Source organism: Caballeronia sp. LZ008, assembly GCF_031451435.1.
GTDB classification, from domain to species: Bacteria; Pseudomonadota; Gammaproteobacteria; order Burkholderiales; family Burkholderiaceae; genus Caballeronia; species Caballeronia zhejiangensis.
On record NZ_JARUXK010000004.1, the window covers coordinates 892953 to 913211 of the forward strand.

Annotated in this window: 30 protein-coding genes and 1 tRNA gene; 5 read left to right on the forward strand and 26 right to left on the reverse strand. The window is 60.8% G+C overall.

Annotation, left to right across the window (positions count from 1 at the left end; genetic code table 11):
* From QCE49_RS29050 to QCE49_RS29075, 6 genes are all read right to left on the reverse strand, one after another.
* On the reverse strand, positions 1-345 hold the full coding sequence (locus QCE49_RS29050) for a putative holin (RefSeq protein ID WP_250435789.1): 345 nt from the start codon (positions 343-345) through the stop codon (positions 1-3).
* A gap of 17 nt (positions 346-362) precedes the next feature.
* Entirely contained in the window at positions 363-569 is a 207-nt protein-coding gene (locus tag QCE49_RS29055; protein ID WP_250435790.1) for a tail protein X, read from the reverse strand.
* Complete coding sequence (locus tag QCE49_RS29060; RefSeq protein ID WP_250435791.1) at positions 569-1045, reverse strand: head completion/stabilization protein; 477 nt, start codon at positions 1043-1045, stop codon at positions 569-571. The genes QCE49_RS29055 and QCE49_RS29060 overlap by 1 nt, the downstream gene beginning before the upstream one ends.
* A 102-nt stretch (positions 1046-1147) precedes the next feature.
* Positions 1148-1831, reverse strand: coding sequence for a phage terminase small subunit (gene gpM / locus QCE49_RS29065; RefSeq protein ID WP_250435978.1), 684 nt, complete (start codon positions 1829-1831; stop codon positions 1148-1150).
* A complete protein-coding gene (locus tag QCE49_RS29070) occupies positions 1828-2844 on the reverse strand; it encodes a phage major capsid protein, P2 family (RefSeq protein ID WP_250435792.1) in 1017 nt (338 codons plus the stop codon). Before QCE49_RS29070 ends, gpM begins: the two co-directional genes overlap by 4 nt.
* A gap of 48 nt (positions 2845-2892) precedes the next feature.
* Positions 2893-3975 carry a GPO family capsid scaffolding protein gene (locus QCE49_RS29075; RefSeq protein ID WP_250435794.1) on the reverse strand — a complete coding sequence of 361 codons (1083 nt, stop codon included), beginning with the start codon at positions 3973-3975 and terminating at the stop codon, positions 2893-2895.
* Positions 3976-4135: 160 nt separating this feature from the next.
* Here QCE49_RS29075 and QCE49_RS29080 point away from each other — a divergent pair, with 160 nt between their 5' ends.
* From QCE49_RS29080 to QCE49_RS29090, 3 genes are read left to right on the forward strand one after another with little or no spacing between them, the layout of a single operon-like run.
* Positions 4136-5899: a terminase ATPase subunit family protein gene (locus QCE49_RS29080; RefSeq protein WP_250456764.1), complete on the forward strand. Its 1764-nt coding sequence runs from the start codon at positions 4136-4138 to the stop codon at positions 5897-5899.
* On the forward strand, positions 5899-6951 hold the full coding sequence (locus QCE49_RS29085; RefSeq protein ID WP_250456765.1) for a phage portal protein: 1053 nt from the start codon (positions 5899-5901) through the stop codon (positions 6949-6951). The genes QCE49_RS29080 and QCE49_RS29085 overlap by 1 nt, the downstream gene beginning before the upstream one ends.
* Positions 6952-7011: 60 nt before the next feature.
* A complete protein-coding gene (locus QCE49_RS29090) occupies positions 7012-7224 on the forward strand; it encodes a hypothetical protein (RefSeq protein WP_250435799.1) in 213 nt (70 codons plus the stop codon).
* 439 nt (positions 7225-7663) lie between these two features.
* On the opposite strand, the gene QCE49_RS29095 is transcribed toward QCE49_RS29090, so the two are convergent.
* The 13 genes from QCE49_RS29095 to QCE49_RS29155 all read right to left on the reverse strand — a co-directional run bounded on the left by QCE49_RS29095 (position 7664) and on the right by QCE49_RS29155 (position 14012).
* The gene (locus QCE49_RS29095; RefSeq protein ID WP_250456766.1) at positions 7664-7909 is read right to left on the reverse strand and encodes a hypothetical protein; all 246 of its coding nucleotides are present in this window, start codon (positions 7907-7909) and stop codon (positions 7664-7666) included.
* A 67-nt stretch (positions 7910-7976) separates the two neighbouring features.
* Complete coding sequence (locus QCE49_RS29100) at positions 7977-8618, reverse strand: AAA family ATPase (protein WP_250456767.1); 642 nt, start codon at positions 8616-8618, stop codon at positions 7977-7979.
* Between the two features lie 329 nt (positions 8619-8947).
* Positions 8948-9262 (reverse strand): hypothetical protein, encoded by a 315-nt coding sequence (locus QCE49_RS29105; RefSeq protein ID WP_250456768.1) that lies wholly within the window; start codon positions 9260-9262, stop codon positions 8948-8950.
* A gap of 75 nt (positions 9263-9337) precedes the next feature.
* Positions 9338-9652, reverse strand: a complete 315-nt coding sequence (locus QCE49_RS29110; protein ID WP_250456769.1) for a hypothetical protein — start codon at positions 9650-9652, stop codon at positions 9338-9340.
* A 225-nt stretch (positions 9653-9877) separates the two neighbouring features.
* Entirely contained in the window at positions 9878-10093 is a 216-nt protein-coding gene (locus QCE49_RS29115; protein WP_250456770.1) for a hypothetical protein, read from the reverse strand.
* A gap of 23 nt (positions 10094-10116) precedes the next feature.
* Positions 10117-10323, reverse strand: coding sequence for an ogr/Delta-like zinc finger family protein (locus tag QCE49_RS29120; protein WP_250497270.1), 207 nt, complete (start codon positions 10321-10323; stop codon positions 10117-10119).
* Entirely contained in the window at positions 10320-10574 is a 255-nt protein-coding gene (locus QCE49_RS29125; protein ID WP_250456771.1) for an ogr/Delta-like zinc finger family protein, read from the reverse strand. Before QCE49_RS29125 ends, QCE49_RS29120 begins: the two co-directional genes overlap by 4 nt.
* 5 nt (positions 10575-10579) lie before the next feature.
* Positions 10580-12379 (reverse strand): replication endonuclease, encoded by a 1800-nt coding sequence (locus QCE49_RS29130; RefSeq protein WP_250524181.1) that lies wholly within the window; start codon positions 12377-12379, stop codon positions 10580-10582.
* 15 nt (positions 12380-12394) lie between these two features.
* Entirely contained in the window at positions 12395-12559 is a 165-nt protein-coding gene (locus QCE49_RS29135; protein WP_250435812.1) for a hypothetical protein, read from the reverse strand.
* A 32-nt stretch (positions 12560-12591) separates the two neighbouring features.
* Positions 12592-12891, reverse strand: coding sequence for a hypothetical protein (locus QCE49_RS29140; RefSeq protein WP_250435814.1), 300 nt, complete (start codon positions 12889-12891; stop codon positions 12592-12594).
* Positions 12888-13013, reverse strand: coding sequence for a hypothetical protein (locus QCE49_RS29145; protein ID WP_284502558.1), 126 nt, complete (start codon positions 13011-13013; stop codon positions 12888-12890). The genes QCE49_RS29140 and QCE49_RS29145 overlap by 4 nt, the downstream gene beginning before the upstream one ends.
* The gene (locus tag QCE49_RS29150) at positions 13010-13183 is read right to left on the reverse strand and encodes a hypothetical protein (protein ID WP_250435817.1); all 174 of its coding nucleotides are present in this window, start codon (positions 13181-13183) and stop codon (positions 13010-13012) included. Before QCE49_RS29150 ends, QCE49_RS29145 begins: the two co-directional genes overlap by 4 nt.
* A gap of 82 nt (positions 13184-13265) precedes the next feature.
* A complete protein-coding gene (locus QCE49_RS29155; RefSeq protein WP_250435819.1) occupies positions 13266-14012 on the reverse strand; it encodes a hypothetical protein in 747 nt (248 codons plus the stop codon).
* A gap of 215 nt (positions 14013-14227) precedes the next feature.
* Here QCE49_RS29155 and QCE49_RS29160 point away from each other — a divergent pair, with 215 nt between their 5' ends.
* Positions 14228-14617 carry a hypothetical protein gene (locus tag QCE49_RS29160; RefSeq protein WP_250435821.1) on the forward strand — a complete coding sequence of 130 codons (390 nt, stop codon included), beginning with the start codon at positions 14228-14230 and terminating at the stop codon, positions 14615-14617.
* 112 nt (positions 14618-14729) lie between these two features.
* Positions 14730-14806: transfer RNA gene (locus tag QCE49_RS29165), tRNA-Val, on the forward strand.
* A gap of 60 nt (positions 14807-14866) precedes the next feature.
* Here QCE49_RS29165 and QCE49_RS29170 read toward each other — a convergent pair.
* From QCE49_RS29170 to QCE49_RS29200, 7 genes are all read right to left on the reverse strand, one after another.
* Entirely contained in the window at positions 14867-15085 is a 219-nt protein-coding gene (locus QCE49_RS29170) for a hypothetical protein (protein ID WP_250456773.1), read from the reverse strand.
* Positions 15086-15186: 101 nt separating this feature from the next.
* The gene (locus QCE49_RS29175; RefSeq protein ID WP_250456774.1) at positions 15187-15927 is read right to left on the reverse strand and encodes a DUF429 domain-containing protein; all 741 of its coding nucleotides are present in this window, start codon (positions 15925-15927) and stop codon (positions 15187-15189) included.
* 107 nt (positions 15928-16034) lie between these two features.
* Positions 16035-17249 (reverse strand): porin, encoded by a 1215-nt coding sequence (locus tag QCE49_RS29180; RefSeq protein ID WP_309806699.1) that lies wholly within the window; start codon positions 17247-17249, stop codon positions 16035-16037.
* 10 nt (positions 17250-17259) lie between these two features.
* Positions 17260-18765: an aldehyde dehydrogenase family protein gene (locus tag QCE49_RS29185; protein ID WP_250456776.1), complete on the reverse strand. Its 1506-nt coding sequence runs from the start codon at positions 18763-18765 to the stop codon at positions 17260-17262.
* An 11-nt stretch (positions 18766-18776) separates the two neighbouring features.
* The gene (locus tag QCE49_RS29190) at positions 18777-19235 is read right to left on the reverse strand and encodes a c-type cytochrome (protein ID WP_409017557.1); all 459 of its coding nucleotides are present in this window, start codon (positions 19233-19235) and stop codon (positions 18777-18779) included.
* The gene (locus tag QCE49_RS29195; protein WP_250456777.1) at positions 19232-19717 is read right to left on the reverse strand and encodes a cytochrome c; all 486 of its coding nucleotides are present in this window, start codon (positions 19715-19717) and stop codon (positions 19232-19234) included. The genes QCE49_RS29190 and QCE49_RS29195 overlap by 4 nt, the downstream gene beginning before the upstream one ends.
* A complete protein-coding gene (locus tag QCE49_RS29200; protein WP_008353338.1) occupies positions 19714-20235 on the reverse strand; it encodes a methylamine dehydrogenase light chain in 522 nt (173 codons plus the stop codon). The genes QCE49_RS29195 and QCE49_RS29200 overlap by 4 nt, the downstream gene beginning before the upstream one ends.
* Positions 20236-20259 lie beyond the last annotated feature (24 nt).

Genomic DNA, 20259 nt, shown 5'->3' on the forward strand with positions numbered 1-20259 from the left:
TCAGCCGCCTCGCTTCAGGAATGCCAGTAGATCGATGTTTTTCACGCGCTCGATCAGTTGCAACGTGACAGTTATCACGAGCGCGGCCGCAAAGAAGCCGGCGACGCCCGTCGATCGGATCGGCGTCGCGTTGACGATTTCGGGCGCGGCGAGATAGCCCATCACAAGCGAAATCAGCATGTACGCGATGCGCTGCAAAATGCCGATGTCTTTCGAGGTCACGACGACAAGCGCCGCGCCGGTGAAAGCGCCGATCAGCGCATTGCCGTCGATTCCGGGCGCAAGGCCGGCGAGTCCGATCGCAGCCGACAGCGCTGCGGCGGTTGTGGTGTTCGGTTCGGCCATGTCGCCAGCTCCAAAGATCAGTCAAACAATTGCAATAGCGGCGTCGTGCTCTCGACGGTCGAGAGCGCAGGCATATCGACGACAGTTCCGAGCGGCAGCACGAGGCCCAAATCGGCGAGGCCCGCGTTAGCTTCGAGCACCGCCTCAACGGTGCCATCGGTGCGACCGTAGATGCGCCAGCACAGCGCGTCTACTGTGTCGCCTTGTTGCGTCGTGACCTTCATCAGATCAACTCGACGGTCGATCGCGCGATGCCGCGCAAGTCGTTGAGCGCCCACCTGACGTTACGGCGCGCGCTGCAGATCGTCGCTTCGAGGTCTTCGGCCTTCTGCCCGCCCGACTTTGTCGTGTCCCAATCGCGATAGCGTTCGGTGAGGTCGGCGTGCGTCATGTTGAACACGGCGCGGCGGTATCGCGCGAGCTGCACGCTCTCGCCAGCGACGCGCGGCGCAGGCACATCGGCGAGCGTCGCGAATCCGGCCGCGAGCTTCTCGACGCGCCATGTGTAGAGCTCGGCGTTCACGCTCGCGACCGCGTCGATGGTCGCCTCGCGCAAACGCTCATGTGTCACGGTGCCATCGAGGCGCGTCGATGCGCGCAGCTCGTCGAGCGAGATATCGGGAAAGAAGCCGTCGTTTTCGATCGTCGCCGCGTCGGGCGTCGGCGGATTCGGTTCGGCGGTCGCGATAAAACTGCTCATAGCACGTGACTCGGAATAAGTGGACGGTGGACCGGCGTCGGTATCGCGTAGCGCTCAGCCGTTGCGATCGTCAGCCGGTGCCGTCCATGCCGGGGGGGCTCGTTACGTGCGGCCGGCCGCTTTGGCCGTCGCACTCCTCAACTCGTTTTCGAGTCGAGTGATGTCTTTTTTCACGCCGATCCGATCGTGCAAGTCGACGGCTCGGCGAAACATTTCAAGCGCTCGAACCGGGTCGGACTTCTCCAACGCGTAGCCGAGTGCCTTCTGCAGCTTTGCTCTGATCTGATCGTGCATGTCATACGATCGCGTCAGCTCGTCGACTTCCTGCAGGAAGCCGACCGGGAAAATTTCGCCGGTGCTGAAGGCGCGCAATGCAGCCTCCGCGAATTCTTCTGCGACCGCCGCCGGCAGCGCTCGCTCATAGTGCTCAGGCAATGTCATGGCGTGCCGCAGCGCATAGCGCGCGATATCTAGCGCGCCGGCATAGTCGCCCGCGTCGATACGCCAGATCATGACCGTTGCAATTACATCGTCTTGAGCGCCCCGCCCACCATCAAGCACGCCGGCGACGTAGTCGACGTATTCCGGCAGCACTTCGCGCTTCACATCGATCTTTCGTGCGACCGACTGAATCGACTTCAGTCGACGCTTATCGACCGCGAGCTTTGCGAGCATGAGCTCGTATTGCCGCGTGCCGGCGAGCGTCTTACCGGGCGCGACCGATGCGGCCGCTTGTGCTGCGCGAATGCGCGCTTGGTGTCGGCGAGCAGGGCTAGACATCGTTATGCCGCCTCAATCTCGATGTTTTCCACGACCGCGCCACAGCCGTAGTCTTCGACGACATACGCCTCGTTGCTCGATTCGTAGTTCTCGATCTGATCTCGCTTCGGGTTGTCCACCACCGTGCGACGGCGGCCGCCGTTCTGGTAATAGATCGACAGATTGTCGAGACGCGTGATCGCGAGCGTGTTCGCCGGGAAGAACGGCGCGCTCACGGCCTGTTTGCCGCCGATGCGCTTGCCGCTGATGACCATATCGAGCGCGGCCTGCTCGGTCGCAACGTTCGCCGAGCTCACGAGCGGGAAATACTTGTCATGCAGCAGCGCGCTACCGACCACGACCACCACGGCCGGATCATCGCGATACCACTCGTCGAGCAGTTGCAGCGCGTCGAGCACGAGCGCGTCGAGATTCTTGTAATCGGAGCCGGCGGCCGTGCCGACCTTGACCTTGTTCGAGCCTGCGACGGCTTCGTGCATCACGCGATCGGCGGCGTTTTCGCGCCACTTTTGCAGCCAGCCCTTATTCACGTCCTGCAGCAGCGGATTCGCTGCGCGGTCCGACGATGCGGCGCGCGACGTGCCATTGAAGCCGATGCAAATCCGGTCGAGTGCCGTGCGCTGCACGATCGCGTCGCGAATCAGCGTCTGGAATTCGGGCTTTTGCGCCCACGCATCGAGGCGCGAGTACTTCAGCGCCGTGTCGAAATTGGTCTGCGTGCAGAAGTAGCCGTTGTCGTCGAGCGTCGTCGGATCGACGGGCGTGCGATCTTTCGCGCTCGTGTCGGTCGTGCTGGCGATCGGTGCGCCGATGCCGAGGCCGATTTTCGAACCGGCCTGCTCTTCGACACCAATCATGTTGATGCGCTTCAGGAATTCGCTCGACGCCTGAATTCGGCCTTCGAGTGTTTGCTGCACGGACGGGTCGACCGTGAATTTCACCGACGCATCGGGCACGCCGTTGAGCTGTGCGATCGCGCCGAGATAGGCATTGAACAGCGCGCGGGTATTGTTGCGCATGAACTTCTCCAAACGTTGAGGGGTAAGCCGGGTCAGGTAGCGGAACGATCAGCAGTCGGTCGTTTGCACGCCGCTCGATCCGGTCGCCGGCGCGCGCGGTGCGCTGCTCGGCTGCGTCGACAGCTTTGCGGTGAGCTCTTCGAGTTGCTTCGCGGTCGATGCGTGTGCGCCCTTCTCTGCGTCGAGCTCGGTTCGCAAGGTGTCGAGCTGCGTCGACAGCTCTTCGACACGCGTCGCTTGTTCGTTACTGTGCGTTGCGAGTGCTTCGATTGCCTGCGCCGCATCGGCAAAGCGCTTTTCGTCCGATGCGCCCTTGGTGCGCACGAGGCCGATGATTTCGGCGACACGAGCGAAGAGGCCCGGTGATGTGATGCTCGGCGCGGTCTGCGTCGGCTCGATGCCTTCGAATTCGATCGCGGTTTCTTCCGCGACTGAAAAGACGTTGTCGGGGCTCTGCTTGCGGTGTGCCAGCGGATTCTTTGCGCCGAGGCCGGCCGCGAACTGCAGGATTTCCGTTCCGAGACTCGCCGGGCTATCCGTCACCGCGAGGCCCATGAGATAAGCCTGCTTCGTGTCAGCGAACGAATAGCTGATTTCGATCGACGTATAGATTTTCTGACCGGCATTCACGAGCGCCACGAGCGCCGGCGTCGGCTTGATCTGCGCATACAAAGCGAACTTACCTTTGAGCGGACCATCGGCGAGCGCTTCGGCCTTCAGTGCGATCACGTCGCCGTACGCGCCGAAAGGATTCGTTTCCGACAAGGGGGCATAGCCGCGAATGTGCTCGCAGTTCACGCGTGCGCCGTACTTCTCCGGGTCGTACGACGCGGCCATCTGCTCGATCCATTCGCGTTGAATGTTCCGGCCATCGGTCGTCGCACCTTCGACCGCGACTCGAAACCATTTCGAGGTCGTGTCGGCATGTGCGCCAACGCCAGTGATTTGACCGATGCCGAGTGCTGCGAGACTTGCCGCGCCGAACATCGGCGCGTGGCCGGTGAGCGCGCCGATCACGTCGACGTGGTTCATGAGCGCGGGCACAACGGCAGCGTGCGCGTACGCCGGCACCATCATGCAGACCACGGCGTAAATCCCGGCCGCGACGGCCAGCATCGTTTTACGTTTCATCGAAAAGCCTCTCAGGTTCAATTTGGGCGTTACCACATGTGACATGTGTAAGTGAATGTTGCACTTGGCTAGTCCGACAAACAACGAAGCGCATCAGTAATTCGTCGGAGTACAAACGACTCTTATGCGCGCGCGCGCGAGTGACCGTTACGCTTTCGGCATGCTAGAAAATGCCGAAACCCTCTCGCCTGACATCGAGCCGCGACGCATCGCGCGTGACCTTTACTGGAAAGGTTGGCGCGTGACTTCGATCGCGCGTCATCTGAACGAGCCGCGATCGACGATCGAATCATGGAAGCAGCGCGACGAATGGGATAAGGCCAGCATTGCGGAGAAGGTCGAGGCATCGCTCGAAACGCGCCTGATCCTGCTTATTGCGAAGGAAGTGAAAGACCCGGTCGACTTCAAAGAGATCGACTTGCTCGGACGCGAGCTCGAACGAATGGCTCGCGTGCGCAAGTACAGCGACACCGGCAAAGAGTCTGACCTGAATCCGAACATCAAGACGCGCAACGAAGGACCGAAGAAACGCGCACCGCGAAACCAGATCACGCCCGAGCAGCAGGCGAAACTGCATGACGCCTTTCTTGAATCGCAATTCGACTATCAAAAGGTCTGGTATCGCAATGGTCAGAATCGCACGCGCAATCTGCTGAAGTCGCGGCAGATCGGCGCGACGTTCTATTTCTCGCACGAAGCGCTCGACGATGCACTTGAAACCGGCCGCAACCAGATTTTTCTATCGGCCAGTAAGGCGCAGGTGCATGTCTTCCGACAGTACATTTGCGCGTTCGCGCGCGAGGTCGCCGAGGTCGAGCTCACCGGCGAAACGATCCTGCTTCCGAACGGTGCCGAGCTGATCTTTCTTAGCACCAACGCCAAGACCGCGCAGAGCTATCACGGCAATTTCTATTTCGACGAGTACTTTTGGGTCCACGGCTTTAAGACGCTGAACAAGGTCGCGTCTGGCATGGCGATGCACAAGCACTGGCGCAAGACGTACTTCTCGACGCCGTCGAGCATCACGCACGAAGCCTATACGTTTTGGACCGGCGATCACTTCAATCGCGGCCGCGCGAAGGCCGATCACATTCACCTTGACGTGTCGCACGGCGCGCTCGCAAGCGGCCGCGTATGCGAGGACCGTCAATGGCGGCAGATCGTCACCGTTGAGGATGCTGTCGCCGGCGGTTGCAATCTCTTCGACATGGACGAGCTACGGCTCGAATACAGCGCCGACGAGTATGCAAACCTGCTCATGTGTCAGTTCATCGACGATTCTGCGTCGATCTTTCCGCTCGCCGATCTGCAGCGCTGCATGATCGACACATGGGAAGAATGGGAAGACGTTGAATTCCTCGCCGAGCGCCCTTTCGGCTATCGCCCTGTATGGATCGGATACGACCCGGCGCACACCGGCGACTCCGCGGGCTGTGTCGTGATCGCCCCGCCGAGCGTTCCAGGCGGCAAATTCCGCGTGCTCGAAAAACTGCAGTGGCGCGGCATGGATTTCGAGGCGCAGGCCGAAAGCATCAGGCAGCTCACGAAGCGCTACAACGTCACGTACATGGCGATTGACACGACCGGCATGGGGCAAGGCGTGTATCAGCTCACGCGCCAGTTCTACCCGGCCGCCGTCGCCCTCAACTATTCGCCGGAAGTCAAAGGCCGGCTCGTATTGAAAGGTCTGTCAGTGATCGGCAAGGCACGACTCGAGTTCGACGCCGGCTGGACCGACTTCGCTCAATCGTTCATGCAGATTCGCAAGACGATGACCGCGAGCGGCCGGCAAGTTACGTATCACGCGAGCCGCAGCGAGGAAACCGGACATGCCGACTTGGCGTGGGCGTGCCTGCATGCGCTCGGCAATGAGCCGCTCGAAGGCTCCACGACGAATAACCGCAGCTTTATGGAGATTTCCTAATGAAAAAGAATCGCGGCCAATCCGGCGCGGGCGCGGCAGCAGTGCCGGCCATCGCGCCCACGGCCGAAGCAAGTGCATTCACGTTCGGCGATCCGATGCCGGTCATGTCGCGCGCCGAGATTCTCGATTACGTCGAGATTTATTCCAATGGCGAGTACTACGAGCCGCCCGTGAGCTTTGGCGGCCTCGCAAAATCGCTGCGCGCCGGCACACACCACGCGTCCGCGCTTTTCTTCAAACGCAACGTGCTCGCGTCGACGTTCATTCCGCACGCGAAGTTTTCGCGCGAGTCGTTTCGACGCGTCGCGCTCGATTTCCTGACGTTCGGCAATGGCTATATCGAGCGGCAGCTCAACCGGCTCGGCGGTGTCTTGCGCTATGAGTCTGCGCCGGGCAAATACATGCGCCGCAAGCCCGACATGCAAACGTACGTCATGACGGACGGCTTTCGCGTAAAGCATGAATTCGATCCCGGCTCGATCTTTCACTTGCTCGAACCTGACATCAATCAGGAGGTCTACGGCCTGCCCGAATATCTCGGCGCGCTTCACGCAGCATGGCTGAATGAGTCGTCGACGCTCTTCCGCCGCCGCTACTACGAGAACGGCAGTCACGCCGGATTCATCCTGTACATGACCGACGCAGCTCAGCAGCAAGGCGATGTCGATGCGATTCGCGACGCGTTGAAGTCGTCGAAAGGTCCGGGTAATTTTCGCAATCTCTTCGTGTATTCTCCGAACGGCCACAAAGACGGAATCCAACTGATCCCCGTTTCCGAGGTCGCCGCGAAAGATGAATTCTTCAACATCAAGAATGTCACGCGCGACGACCTTCTCGCTGCTCACTGCGTCCCGCCTCAACTACTCGGCATCGTGCCGAGCAACACCGGCGGTTTCGGCGCGGCTGACACCGCCGCCCGCGTCTTCGCCCGCAATGAGATCGCGCCGCTACAGGCGCAATTCCTCGCCTTCAACGATTGGGCGGGCGAGGAAATCATTCGGTTCGACCCGTACGTGATCCCTGCGGCGGAAAAGGCCGGGCCGGCGGCCTGATTTTTGCCTGATGAAACCCGCGCCGGCTCTGACCGCCGGCGCGTGACCGATGGATTTAGCATGTCGCCCGATTTCAAGCGCCGCATTCGAACATTGATCACCTTCCCCGCCGAGCGCGCCCTGCTCTCGGACGCCGGCCGCGCGCTGCGCACGCTCGTCGACTGCATCGGCGCGCTCTTGCTCTGGATCATCGCGCTCGCCCTCTTCCCGCTCACCGCCGGCGTCATTTTCGCCACCGATCGCGCCTCGCGGCGGCCGAAATCCCGCCGATAACGGTCCGAATTTCGGCCGCCCTGCGCGGCCGGCCCATTTTCAATGTAAACGGTGCATCACGCCCCGCCTTTTCGGCGTCAAATTGCGTCATTTTTACAACCGCGCTTACGGCTCGAACCCGCCAGCCGGCGCGCCTCGACGCCTTGCGCGCCCTTGCATCAAAAGTGGGGAGACAAGAAGCGGGCAGGCGGGGAGGGGGGACCGCGTTTCAGGAGAGCGTTCGTTCGTACGCAACGAGCATCCGGCCGCCCTTCGCCGCCTCGCCGGCCGCGTTTTCCGGCCCGCTGACGGGCCGCCGCGCCCTCGCCGACCCTGCGCGCGCCCCGCGAGCGGCGGCCGCGCCTGCGGCCTCTCCTGCCCTCGCCCCGCAGGACGCAAAAAGGCCGCCGCGTGTCGCCACGCCGGCGGCCTTCCCTGCCCGGCCGGTTCGACCGGCCCGCTATCGATCCGCGTCGACGAACTGCGCGAGCGCGACCGCGATCGCGGCGGCCCGGCTGATGCCGAGCTCGACGGCCCGCGCGTCGATACGAGCCAGTAACACCGGATCAATGCCAAGGCTGATTGTCTCTTTCTTGCGCCGCGCGACGCGCGCCGGCTCGTCGCCGCTCGCCGCGTCAGGCGCACGGCTGATGAATTCTCGGACGGCGGCCGCGCTTGGCGTCGCCGGCCTCTTCGTGATGCTCATGTGCTGATCCCCTTTCGATATTGAAACGATATCGCTTTGATATCGGTTCGATGTTGTTTCGATAGCGCTATGCCGTGAATACGGCGTGCGCGAGTCGGTCGACTTCAGCGCATGCGACAGGATCACGCCGCGTCATTTCTTCGACGTGCAGACCGGCACCGCTCGCGTTCGAGAATGCCTTGCGCCGATTCAGCCGGCAGTCGAGCAGCTCGATCGCGGGAAACTCGCGCATTGCTTCTGCCGCGTCTCGATTGTCCGCGCCTTGCGGATCGGCGAGATTCAGGAACGCCAGCGCGCGCAGCTCGTGCACGCTGCGCGCTTCGTCGACGAGCTCGGCGATGTCTTCCATCGCCCACACATCAAAGGAGCGCGGCAGAAATGGAATGAGCGCCGTGTCGGCGACGGTGAGCGCCGCGCGCAGCGCGCTCGAATCGCGGCCGCCGGCGTCGATGATGACGTGATCGTATGCGCCGGCCTGCGCCGTGACCTGTGCGCGCAGCGTCGGGCCGTGGGAGTAGGCAGACGCGGCGATGATCGAGCGGCCGCTTTCGGCGCGCACGGTGAGCGCGCTGATGCCGGTTTCTTGCCGATCGCCGTCGACGAACCAGACGCGCGCGCCGGCGATTGATAGTCCGAGCGCGAGCTGCAGCGCGGTCGTCGACTTGCCGACGCCGCCTTTCGTGTTGACGACTGCCACAACGTTTTTCATGTGCTCCCCCGAGCGTTGAACCTACATTGAACCGATATCGCCTCGATACCGTTTCACCATCTGTTTGATATCGCAACGTGCCGCGCCATCACCACGACTTTTTTCGTAACTCAAGCTGCTCGCGCTTCCTCGCCTCTTTGATGAATTGCTGCTCGATGTCGCGAGTTCGCGCGATGCGAGCCCGATAGGCACGTTGACGCTCTGCGTTGGAGTAGTGCTTTCTGATTCGGCCCATTTTCGTAACGTGAAGTACTCCGCGATCGCGGCGTGATCTTGGTCCGCGAGCTCCTCTGTTTCGTAACGCGAGAGCCCGCGATCGCACTCTGCGGCTACTGGCGAACCGCGCTAAGGTCTCCGGGCAGCGGCGGCCCGTCTTGCGGCTCGCGGACATACATCGGGCGGCCGTTGAGGCTTTCACGTCGATACGTCCTGAATTTGCTTCCGTCTGGCTCCCATACACCGGCCTCGCGGAATTGAGCAAGCGTGACGCGCTCGCTGATGGCGAGCTGGTGACGCAGCGATTCGACTTCGGATTGCAGCTCTCGAATCTCACGCTTAGCCGCCTCCAATTCCTTGTTGCCTTGTGCCGTCAGCGACAGCATCGAAACGTTCGGTGTTTTCGGCTCTTTGCTGCGTTCGTTCATATGCTCCCCCGAGCAGTTGAAACATCGTTGCTTCAATATCGGACCGATATCATTTCGATGTCGGTCCGCTGTCGATCACATATCGCGCTCGCGCTCCAACGCGATCACACTGGCAACCGCACCTTCGAGGTTTTGCCATGCTCCCCAAGACATGCGGACGCCGGTCACTTCGGCCTGTTCGACGATGTTCGTTTTATAGCGACGCGTCATCGCGAGCATTTCCGCCATGCGGTCGACGCGAGCTCGCATCGCGTATTGCTCGCGTTCCAACTGGCGAATGCGCTCGCGTGCTTCTTCCAATTCCGTACGTGAATGCACGATCGCGCGCAGCGCCGAGGCGTTTGCGCGTCTGGCGCCGTTCATGTTGATTCCCGACTTTCCTTTGTTCATGAGCTCCCCCGAGCCGTTGATACTGCGTTGCTTCGATATCGTTTGATATCGCTTCGATTTCGATCCGCTATTGTTTCGGCATCCAACGGATCGGGACAAGCCGGCACTTCGGATGCCCGGCGACATAAACCCATTCGGGCAGATAGGCGCAATTTCGAAAGCGGCGACGGTGCATGCGCTCATGTCCCGGCTTTTCGTGAGCGTGTTTGCACGTGCGGCAATTGCTCATGCTGCTGCAGCTCGCGCGATTGCAGCGCGCGCGTAGTCGATGCCCTGTAACTTCTCGACTTGCTGCTGCAGCACATACCGCTCGATCAGCATTGCGGCCGCGTCACGTGGCAGAGACGACCACACCGATACACGCGTGTTCGGATGAGTGACTTCCCAAATCAACGCGCGGCCGCCGGGAAGGTATCGGGCGCGTGCTTTCTTCGTCTGCATTTTTTATCTCGGTTGGTGATTGGTCAGAATTCGAGCTCTTGCGTGTCGCGGCGCGGCCGCTTCGGAATCGGCAGCTCCGGCGGAAACATTTCGAGCCGCGTGCGGTACGTGTGACCACATGTCACGTCATCGCACTGAAAATCGATTTGATATTCGGTGTCGGTGACTTTCTCCATCGCGCGCGCGATTCCGCGGGCACCGCAATGCGGGCATGCGATCGTGAATCTCACGGCCGGGCCTCGCGCATCTGCGTTGTCCTGGCGTTCACTGCACCACGCAACATCGTCGACGGCCGCACTTCGAGCTCGACGCCATCACGCGGCCGCGACGATGCGGACAGCGAGTAAAGGATTTCGAAGCCCGCCGGCGTGCGATAGCCGCAGTCTTCGCATACGAAGTACATGCGACGCAGCGTCGTCGACAAACCTTCTGTGTGCCGCGCGTCGATTTCGCCACCGCAGCACGGACATTCAATCTTCATCCCCGTCATTCCGGCCTCCATTCACTCTCGAAGTAGCCGCCTCCGGCCCATTCATCGTTATCGGCGAGCGGCGCACAGTCCGCTCGCGTGCTTGTTTCTCGTGTTTCGGCGTCATCTGCACGCGCGCGCGTACAGTTATTCACACGAGTCCGAGTGCTCGCGGCTGCGCCGCTGCGCTGAACCACCGTCCAAACATGGCGCGTCGCGGGAACGAAAATCTGCGTGTTGACGTGGTATGCGCAGATACCGTCTTGAATGAACGCCGTGCCGTATGCCTCGACGCCGTGCGGCACTTTCACCGGCGCGATGCCGTATCGGCCCTCGCGGTGCTCGGTCGTGTACTTCACGTGAATCAGACGCTTCTCGCCGGCGACGCCGCCCATCGCGCGCGCGTATTCAGCCCAGTTCGCGCGGTGCGTCTCCGTCTTCTGTGCGGCCTTCCATGCCGCAATGATTTCCGGCGACTCGTCTGCGTTCGGCAAGTCTTCTTCCTTGATGCGGCGCAGCTCGCGCCACACGCCGACCGGTGCGCCGCCGAATTGCTGAAATTGTCGAATGCCCCATTGAGCCGCCCACGCTTCAATGCGCTGTGAAGGCGTGATTTCGTCATCGCCGATCATGTCGGCTTGCACGACATAGCCCTCTTTCGTCTTGTGTTCGCCGACCGCGTGGCCGTCGATGTTCTTGCTGACGTACTTTGCGATGTAGCCCACCGCCGAGCCCTTCGCATCGTCGATCTGCGTCGTATGAACGCGATGCTCTGCCGCGCCTTTCTCGTCGCCTGAGTCGCGCAGCGCGTGCTTGCGCATGATTGCTTCGAAGCGCTCGATGTCGTTCGAGAAAACAAGGCCATGCCAATGGGGCGTGCCATCATGATTCGGCTCGGCAACGCGCATTCCGAAGTAGGTCACGCCCTCGCGCTTGAGTTGCGCACGAATGCGAGCCCACACCTTGCGCAGATAGACCTGCGCATCACGCGGCGAGGATTGGTCATATTTAGAATTCGGCCGAAACTTTGCGACGCCCGCTTGTTTAACGGCGTGAAACCGGCTCGGACAGGTCAGCGAGAACATGACGCCGCGAAATTTTGCGTCGACAGCCAAGTCTTCGCAGCCGCGCAGGCGCGTCATTAATTCGCCGCGACGCAATGCCTTGTTCGCGACACCGAACGCCGAGAGCTCGGCGAGCGTGAAACGCTGACCGAGCTCGTTCTCCATCGTCACCGATTCGAGCGTCTTCTCATTGCGGCGGTTTTGCGCGATTCGCCGGCGCACTGCGTCGTCGCTCGCATAGGGCTCCGAGCGGTAATGGACATAGTGCAGGCGAATGTTCGAGTGCTCCAACGCGCGGATATGCAGCCGCCGCAAGCGACGACGCCACCACAATTCACACTTCAGGCGGGCCATGATATCGGCGGCTTTGTCGAACTCTGGCAATTCGACGCCATATTCCGCGCACTTCGAGCTCGCGACAACGAGCGCATCGTCGCTCGACAGCCCGAGCGCGCGCAGCGTGACGTCATCGGCGATGCTGCGCGCCTTCATGCAGATTTCGAAGTCTGAGGCGTCCGGACGCACCGGCAGCGTGTCGGGTGCGTGCTCTTCAACGAATGTGCTAATCGACGCTTCGGCGGCGGCCATATCGAACATATGACTCGCACCGACCTGCACCGCGCTCTTTCTTCCGGCCTGCTTCGCTTGCCATAGAGCGCGAGATAGCCATTTCATCGGCAGACGCTTGCGTGCGCGCTGTGCAGCCTGAGTCTGGGGCAATGCTTGTTCTATGTCGCGAGCGTGAATCCACATGGCCGGGTTCTCGTCTTACGCGCTGCGCTTTACGCGCACGAGCTCGTCGGCCGGCACGCGGACGGCATGACTCTCGCCGGCAAGTTGGCACTCGACGAGCACGAGCCAATCGTCGCCATTCGCGACGCGGCCGCGCATTCCATCGGCGCTTGCGGTTTCGGGGCGCTTGGAATCAACCATGACGGGCTCGCCGATCTTGAATCGAGCGCCTTTCATCGCGCGCTGCCTTTCACGTACTTCAAATACCCGGACGCGTCATAGAACGCATGCAGAGCGTTGCGATAGTCCGCCGGCCGAATAACGCGGCCGCGTCGGGTCGTGCTTTGCCCGGCGCGGTTGCTGGCACGGTCGCGGTTGAGTATCCGATTTATCTGCGCGAGCGCTTCACTGCGAGCCCGGTCAAAATCGGCCGTGCGGCGCGGTGCCCACGGCGTGAAGACCGCGCCGGCTGAACCGACTGAGCCCGGCACGACTCGTGCGGAAACGTCTTCGGTCGTGTCGTCATACATCATCGCTCTACGCTCCCGTTGTCGTTGATGCGGACCATCGAGACGAGCAAAACGACCATCGCAATCGCAATCAGCCAGCCGATCAGGCCGCCGCTCGCGAAGCCGAACCAGTAATCAGCGTTCATTCGGAGCTCCATTCTTTTGCGTGTGCGTAGAGCATTGCGAACGCGCCGGCCACGAGCAGTAGGCCGGCCGCGATCAACAGAGAAAACGAAATCCAGTCGATGTCGACGCTTGCCGCCGTGCGGAGCAGTCCGAATACCGACATCGCCATAGAGAAGAGGACGCGCTTCACTTCGGCCGCCGCGAATAAACGAGGTCCATCAAGATGACGCCGGCGGCGAAGCCCGAGAGAAAGACGACCGTGAGAACTGGCGTCATGCGCGCTCCGCATTGGATTGCGCTTTGGGGAAACGGCGGATTGATGCGACGCGGCCGGCGCGGTATTCCACGCACACGGACACATCGGGAGTCTCGGAACGGTCGTGGGACCAGAACCATACTGGCTTGCCATCGACGATCTCGCGCGCCGGGCGCAGTAGACCGTCGACGAGCACCGGAAGAGTCTCGGACATTTCCGAGCGATTCAGGCGGGCGAATTCTTCGTGCAAACGGCGCACGGATTCCGTGTCGATGTCCGCTTTGAGTTCTGGCGCCGTGCCGCGCTGCTGCGGCCAGAAAGGTGCGTCTTCGAAGGCCTCAGGGGCGGCCGCGCTAGAATCGCCGTCGTCACTACCACCCTCAACAGGACGCACATGACCAAGAAAAAGATGACCAATTCGCCGGCGACGATGAGCGATGTCTTCAACGGCACCGAGGCCGCGCTCGGCTTCGCCGGCGCAGTCATGGCGCGTGTCATTCCGATTTTCCTGAGGCACCAGCCCGTAACCGCGAAGAATTTCAAGGCACTTGAGGAAGACCTTGAAGCGCTTGCCGCTGAGTACGAGAGGATCTCCCCGTACAGCGTCATTGTCATGGATGCGCTTCTGCATACGCTCGAAGTCGACCGCGCGCGCATCATCGGAGAACCGGGAAGCACCGCCTAGCTGGCGACGCTCATACTTGCTGACTTTGGCGTAACCGCCGAACGGCGAGCGACGAATTTGTAACGAATTCCCGCGCATGACGAACCCCCGCGACCCCAAGTTGAAAAAGGTGTCAGACCGCTCTAAAGGGGATCAGCCTTCAAACAGCGGGGTCTTGCTGTCGTTCTGCGGCCTGACGAACGGAAAGTTACGTCAACATCCTGATACAAGTCAACTGGCTGATCCGTTGCGGTCAGTTGACTATTTGCGTAACTTCCGTTTTGACGTAAGCCATTTCGCGCCGGGGGGCGACCATGAAAACCACTGTTGAGTACCTTGACGCCGTGAAAGAACGCCTAGGATTGCCGTCGGATTACGCGGCAGCGAAGGCGCTAAAAGTCACGCGCGCCGCAGTCAGCAAGTACCGATTGGGCAATGCGACGTTCGACGACACCACAGCTCTGCGTGTCGCCGAAATCCTTAATATTCAGGCAATTGAGGTGATCGCGGCCGCGAACGTTGAGCGCGCTCGGGACACTGAAACGCGTTCGCTTTGGGAGAACGCATGGGGAAAAGCGACGGGGGCTATCGCGCTGAACTTGATCGTTGGCGCGGTATTCGTATCGGCGGTAGCCCCCTCTCCGACCCAAGCAGCTACGCGTGGGGATAATCAGACGAATCGCGCAACACTTTGTGTTATGTAAACTGGCGAAGTTGCGGTGGAGCGGTCTTCACGTCCGAAAAATCCTCGATCAAAAATTTTCGCCTGAGAATCCCCACAACGCGAAACTTTCCCCTATAATTCGCGGCTTCCGTAGGCTCGTAGCTCAGCTGGTTAGAGCACCACCTTGACATGGTGGGGGTCGTTGGTTCGAGTCCAATCGAGCCTACCAACGACATTCAGACGCACCGTCGCGATCGTATCGCCACGGTGCGTTTTCATTTCAGGCGCGTCAGTCCCAGCAGTTGCGGAACGCCACCGCGACGATCACCGGCACCGTCAGCACGAGCGGAATCGCGAAGTACGGCACTTCGAGATGGACGATCCACGTATAGATCAACCAGGCGACGCCCAATGCGAGCGTGGCAAGTCCGATGAGCGCCGTCAGCACGTTGAGCGTGCGTGGCGTCATCCGCTTGTGGGAGGCTTCTTTGCCCGACGGAGTTTCCATGGCAGCGGGCGCATTCGAGCGCGATACGAGTACGTCTCAATTTTATACCGCCGTGCTCGCCGTCGTATTTCGAATTCTTTTGACGAAACCGTCCGCAAACATCAGCAATGAATGGCCATGGGAAGACTTTCCGAATCGAACTCGATGTCGTCGGGCAGACGGAATGTCGTTGCCGAAACGATTCGGCGCGCGGTCCATAACGCCGCGAATGCGTCGAGCACATCGTCCAGCGACGCTTGCGCGGGCTTGCGCGCCGCGAGCGCCGTATCGATCGAGCCGCCGAAGCATCGCACGAGCAACGCGCGACGCAATGCGAATCCCGATGCAATCGCCTTGCTTTCGCGCAGGCCGTGCGCCGGACCGCCCTGCTCCATTCGCAGATGCATGAAGCTCAACTCGGGATGCACTTCGAAGACGCGCACATCTTCATCGGCGAGCGTGCGCAGCATGTCATCGACTTCTGCAATCTTGTTGCGAATGTGAAATGCCTGAATGGAGATTCGTTTTCCGGTGACGGCCTGATTGACCGCACACGCTTCTTCATAGCTCGACGAGACTAAAGCCGCGCGAATCGGCGGCGTAAAGACAGAGCTTGCGCGCGGACGTCCGAGTATTTTTCGAGCGAGCGTGTCACACGTCCGAACGCCATTCGATGAAAGACCGATCGGCATATCCACAGCAACGATAGCATTCGCGCGCTTCCATTCGAGCAGATCTTCGAAGCGGCCGATAACTTTCGTCGCGATCGTTCCGGTGCGACCGCATTGCTTCGCGACGAACCAGCCCGCCTTGCAGCCATCGACTCCGTACAGATCGGCATGTACATCGCGCTTAATGTTCATGCTGCGATCGTATCAACGATCATGAAATCATGCGTATCTCTTGAACGCGGGAAAAAAGCCCGGCGGGAAATCGTTCCGGCCGGGTCAAAGCACGCCCCTGGAAATACTTAAAAGTTATGCCGTATGCCGAGCGTCACGGACAACTGGCGATCGCTGTTCGAATTCGGCAGATTGGGAATCTGCGCGTAATTCGCCGGTCCACCCGTCGCCGGATCGATGCCTAGTCCCGCGCCGACCGCCTTCTGCATGATCGCGACGCCATACAGCGCAGTACGCTTGGACAACGCATAGTTCGCGCCGACGTTCACTTGATGAAAACGCGTCGATGACCCCCCGTCCGGCTTCGCATTGTTATAGATATAGGCAAGCCCGAGTTGCAGGAACGGCGTCGCGGCATAAGTCAGATTCACTTCGCCGATATCGATCGCGATGTCGCGGCCCTGCGGATTAGCGCTATCGGCGAAGTACTGGCTATGCTCGAGACGACTATGCGTATAAGTCAGCGCGATAGTCGCCGGCCCGATTGCATAAGATGCGCCCGCGCCATACGCCTTCAACGCTTCCGCGTTCTGCAATTGACAATAGAGTGCCGACGGATTCGAACACGCGAAATCGCCGATGTAGCCGTTTGCTCCGCCCAAAGCCGCATCGAGCGGATTGTGCAGGTTCAGATAACCTGCGCTGATCGAGATGGGCAAACGCGTATAAGCCGCGGCGAACGAATATCCGCGCCGTTGCCCGAAGTCGCCTGCAATGCCGCCGAGGCTATAAGTGCCGCCCACCGAAAAGCCACTCCAGTCCGGGCTCGTGTATTTGATCGCGTTGTTGAAGTTGAACGCTTCGTTAAGGTTATCGACGTCGCCGATATGCGAACCATAAAGCGTCGCCCACGAATTGCTCGATACGTAAGGCCCGAGGAAATCGCTATACGAGTCGTATTGACGTCCGAGGGACAACGTGCCGAACTGTTCGTGCGCGAGGCCCACCCAAGCCTGACGGTTGAATAGCGCCCCGCCCTGCACCAGGCTTCCCGTTCCCGTATAGAAACTGTTCTCCACGTTGAATTTCGCTTGCAAGCCGCCGCCGAGATCTTCCACACCGAGCAAGCCGAAGCGTGAAGGCACGAGATTGCCGCCGGACAACGCGAAGTTATGCCCCGAACCGACGCTCCCGTCCGCATTGGTGACTTGCTGATTGGTCGTATAAGTCAGCCCTGCATCCACCGTTCCATACAGTGTCACATTGCTTTGCGCCGATGCGCTCGCGCACACGGCGAGCGCCGCTGTCGAGACAAGTTGCCGCGCGATCGTTTTAGTTGTCATGCAAGCGTCCTCACGCGTAGTTGATCAGCACCGACTTGGTCTCTGTGTACATGTCGATCACCGCGCGTCCGAGCTCGCGCCCGAAACCCGACTGCTTGAATCCGCCGAACGGCATCGCGTTATCCAGCAGCGAGTGGCAATTGACCCATACCGTGCCCGCCTTGATGCGCGGCACGAGCTTGTGAATTGCCGAGAGATCGTTCGACCAGATGCTCGCGCCGAGTCCATAAGGCGTGTCGTTTGCCTTGGCGACCACGCTGTCGATATCGTTGAACGGCATCGCGACGAGCACCGGTCCGAAGATCTCTTCGCGCACGACCTTCATCGAATGATCGGTATCGACGAGCACTGTCGGCTTCACGAAGAAACCGGCGCCGTCCTTGGGCGCACCGCCCGCGATAGCACGCGCGCCTTCATCGCGGCCCGCTTCGATATAGCTCAGCACACGATCCATTTGCCGTGCGGATACCAGCGGGCCGATCTGCGTCGATTCATCGAGGCCCGGTCCCATCGGCAAGGATTGCGCGATCGCCGCGACACGCTCCATCACGCGATCGAATACTTTCTCGTGCACATAGACGCGCGAGCCCGCAGTGCAGACTTGTCCCGAGTTGAAGAAGATCGCATTGGCGACGCCTTCTGCCGCTTTATCGATATCGACATCCGGCAGCACGATAACCGGCGATTTGCCGCCGAGTTCGAGCGACATGCGCGTCATGTTATCGAGCGCCGCGTGACCGATAGCTTTACCCGTCGGCGTGGAACCCGTGAACGCGATCTTGTCGATGCCCGGATGACGCGCGAGCGCCGCGCCCGCCGTGCGGCCGAGGCCGGTGACGACATTCACGACACCCTTCTCGATGCCCGCCTCTTCGATCAGCATCGCGAGCCGCAATGCGGAAAGCGGCGTGTCTTCCGCAGGCTTCAGCACGACGGTGCAGCCAGTCGCGAGCGCGGGCGCGAGTTTCCACGATGCCATCAGCAGCGGAAAATTCCACGGAATGATTGCGCCGACGACGCCGACCGCTTCCTTGCGCGTATAGCCGAAGAAATCGTTCGACGGGCTATATGGAATCGATGCTTCCAGCGTGCTGCCTTCGATCTTGGTCGCCCAGCCGGCCATATAGCGGAAGCATTGCGCGGCCATCGACACATCGAGCCCGTGGGCGACCGTGACCGGTTTGCCATTGTCGAGCGATTCGATTTCCGCGAGCTCGCGCGCGTTCGCTTCGATAAGATCGGCAACGCGCAGCAAGAGACGCTCGCGATCGGTCGGTTTCATGCGCGACCATGCGGAGTCGTCGAACGCGCGGCGTGCGGCTTGCACGGCGCGATCGACATCGATTTCGTCGGCGCTCGGCACGCGTGCGAGCAGTTCTCCATCGGCGGGATCGATCACATCGAGTGTCGCGCCGCTCGCGCTATCGACCCATGCGCCATCGATGAGCATTTTTTTCGCCGATGCGAGGAATGCGCGCGTGGAATCGAGCATCGCGGGATGCTGGCTGTTATTCATCGGGTTGTCTCCTAGTAATGTTCCGGGACGGCGTTCACGCCGTTCTCCTGCAATTCCTTGACGAGCTTCATGCGGATACGCGCGACATCGGTGAGCGCGGGTCTGCGATGCGCCGCAATTTCTTCCGCCGTATAAGGCTTGAACGATGCGGGCCGCGATTGCTCGTTCATCGTCGCGAGCAACCAGTTCAAGACGTTCGCGAGCTCTGCGTCGTTCAATGCGGAATTGGCAGCGCCCGGTACTCGCATCACAAACTGACGGCCGTCGGGAAGCGAGACGAAATGACCGAGCGAGTTGCGCAATGCGGGCACCTTGCCGGGAATGCCCGAGCCATCGGCGGTGTGGCATCCCATGCAATTGAGCACCCAGTCCTGTCGCGCGCGCGCCGCGTCGTACGCCTGCGTCTGCGATGCCGCCGTCGTCGACAGCGCGGCCAGCGTCCCAGCGACGAGCATCGCGCGCGGCTTCATAGCCCCAGGCCCTTCACGACTGCTTCGCGACGCTGATGCACGGCGGTCTGATCGAGCGGACCCGCGCGCCATGCCTTGACTTCGGCGACGTCGAAAGGCTTCGCTGAACCATGCTGCGCGTTCAGATCGAACACGACGTAGTTCAATACATCCGCGATCTCTTCATCGGAGAGCGATGCGAAGCTCGGCATCTTGAAGTTATAGCTTTTCTCCTTGACCTTGATCGGGCCGAACATGCCATAGAGCACGGTGTGCCCTAATTGCGCGCGGCCATCGGCAGAGCCCGCATATTTGCCGGGATATTCGACGAGCGGCGGCGCAAGTCCGTCCATGCCTTTTCCGCCTGCCTGATGACAGACCGCGCATTTGCCATCGAAGGTCGATTTGCCGCCCGGGTAATGCACTGTCTGTGCATAAGCGCCCGAAGCAAAGCTCATTGCGCCGGCGACCAACGCCGCCATCAAAACGCTTGCAGTCTTCATTGCGTTGCCGCTCCCAACAGGACCGATACCGAGCAGTGGTAATTCGAATTGCCGTTCGCCATGCACCAGTTGATATCGTTATTGAGCGATAGCTTGTAAAGCGGCTTTTCGCGTTCATTGCGATTGCAGAAGCAGCGTCCGCAGCTCGTCTTGCCGCAGCAGTCGTTGTAGGACACGATGTAATCCGAGCCGTCGTGCGGATTGCGGCACGTACCGATCCACGTGATCGGCGAAGGCGTCGTGCCCGGCGGGCAACTGCTCGACGTGCCGCCACAGCAGCTGCAAAGCCAGCCGTCGATCGCGCAATACTTCCAGTAGTCGCAACTCGTCGGATCATCGCTTGCCGATGAACCCGGCTTCTTCGGCTCCGTTGCATAGGCGGTGCGATCGACCGGCAACAGCGGCACCATTGCCGATCCGACCAGCACTTTCCCGAGCTTCGCCATCGCGCTGCGCCGCGAACTGCGTTGCGCGACGCCGCGTGCCTTATGTTCGAAGAATGAATCCAGCCATTTCATGGACGCTCACCTGTAGGAATGGAA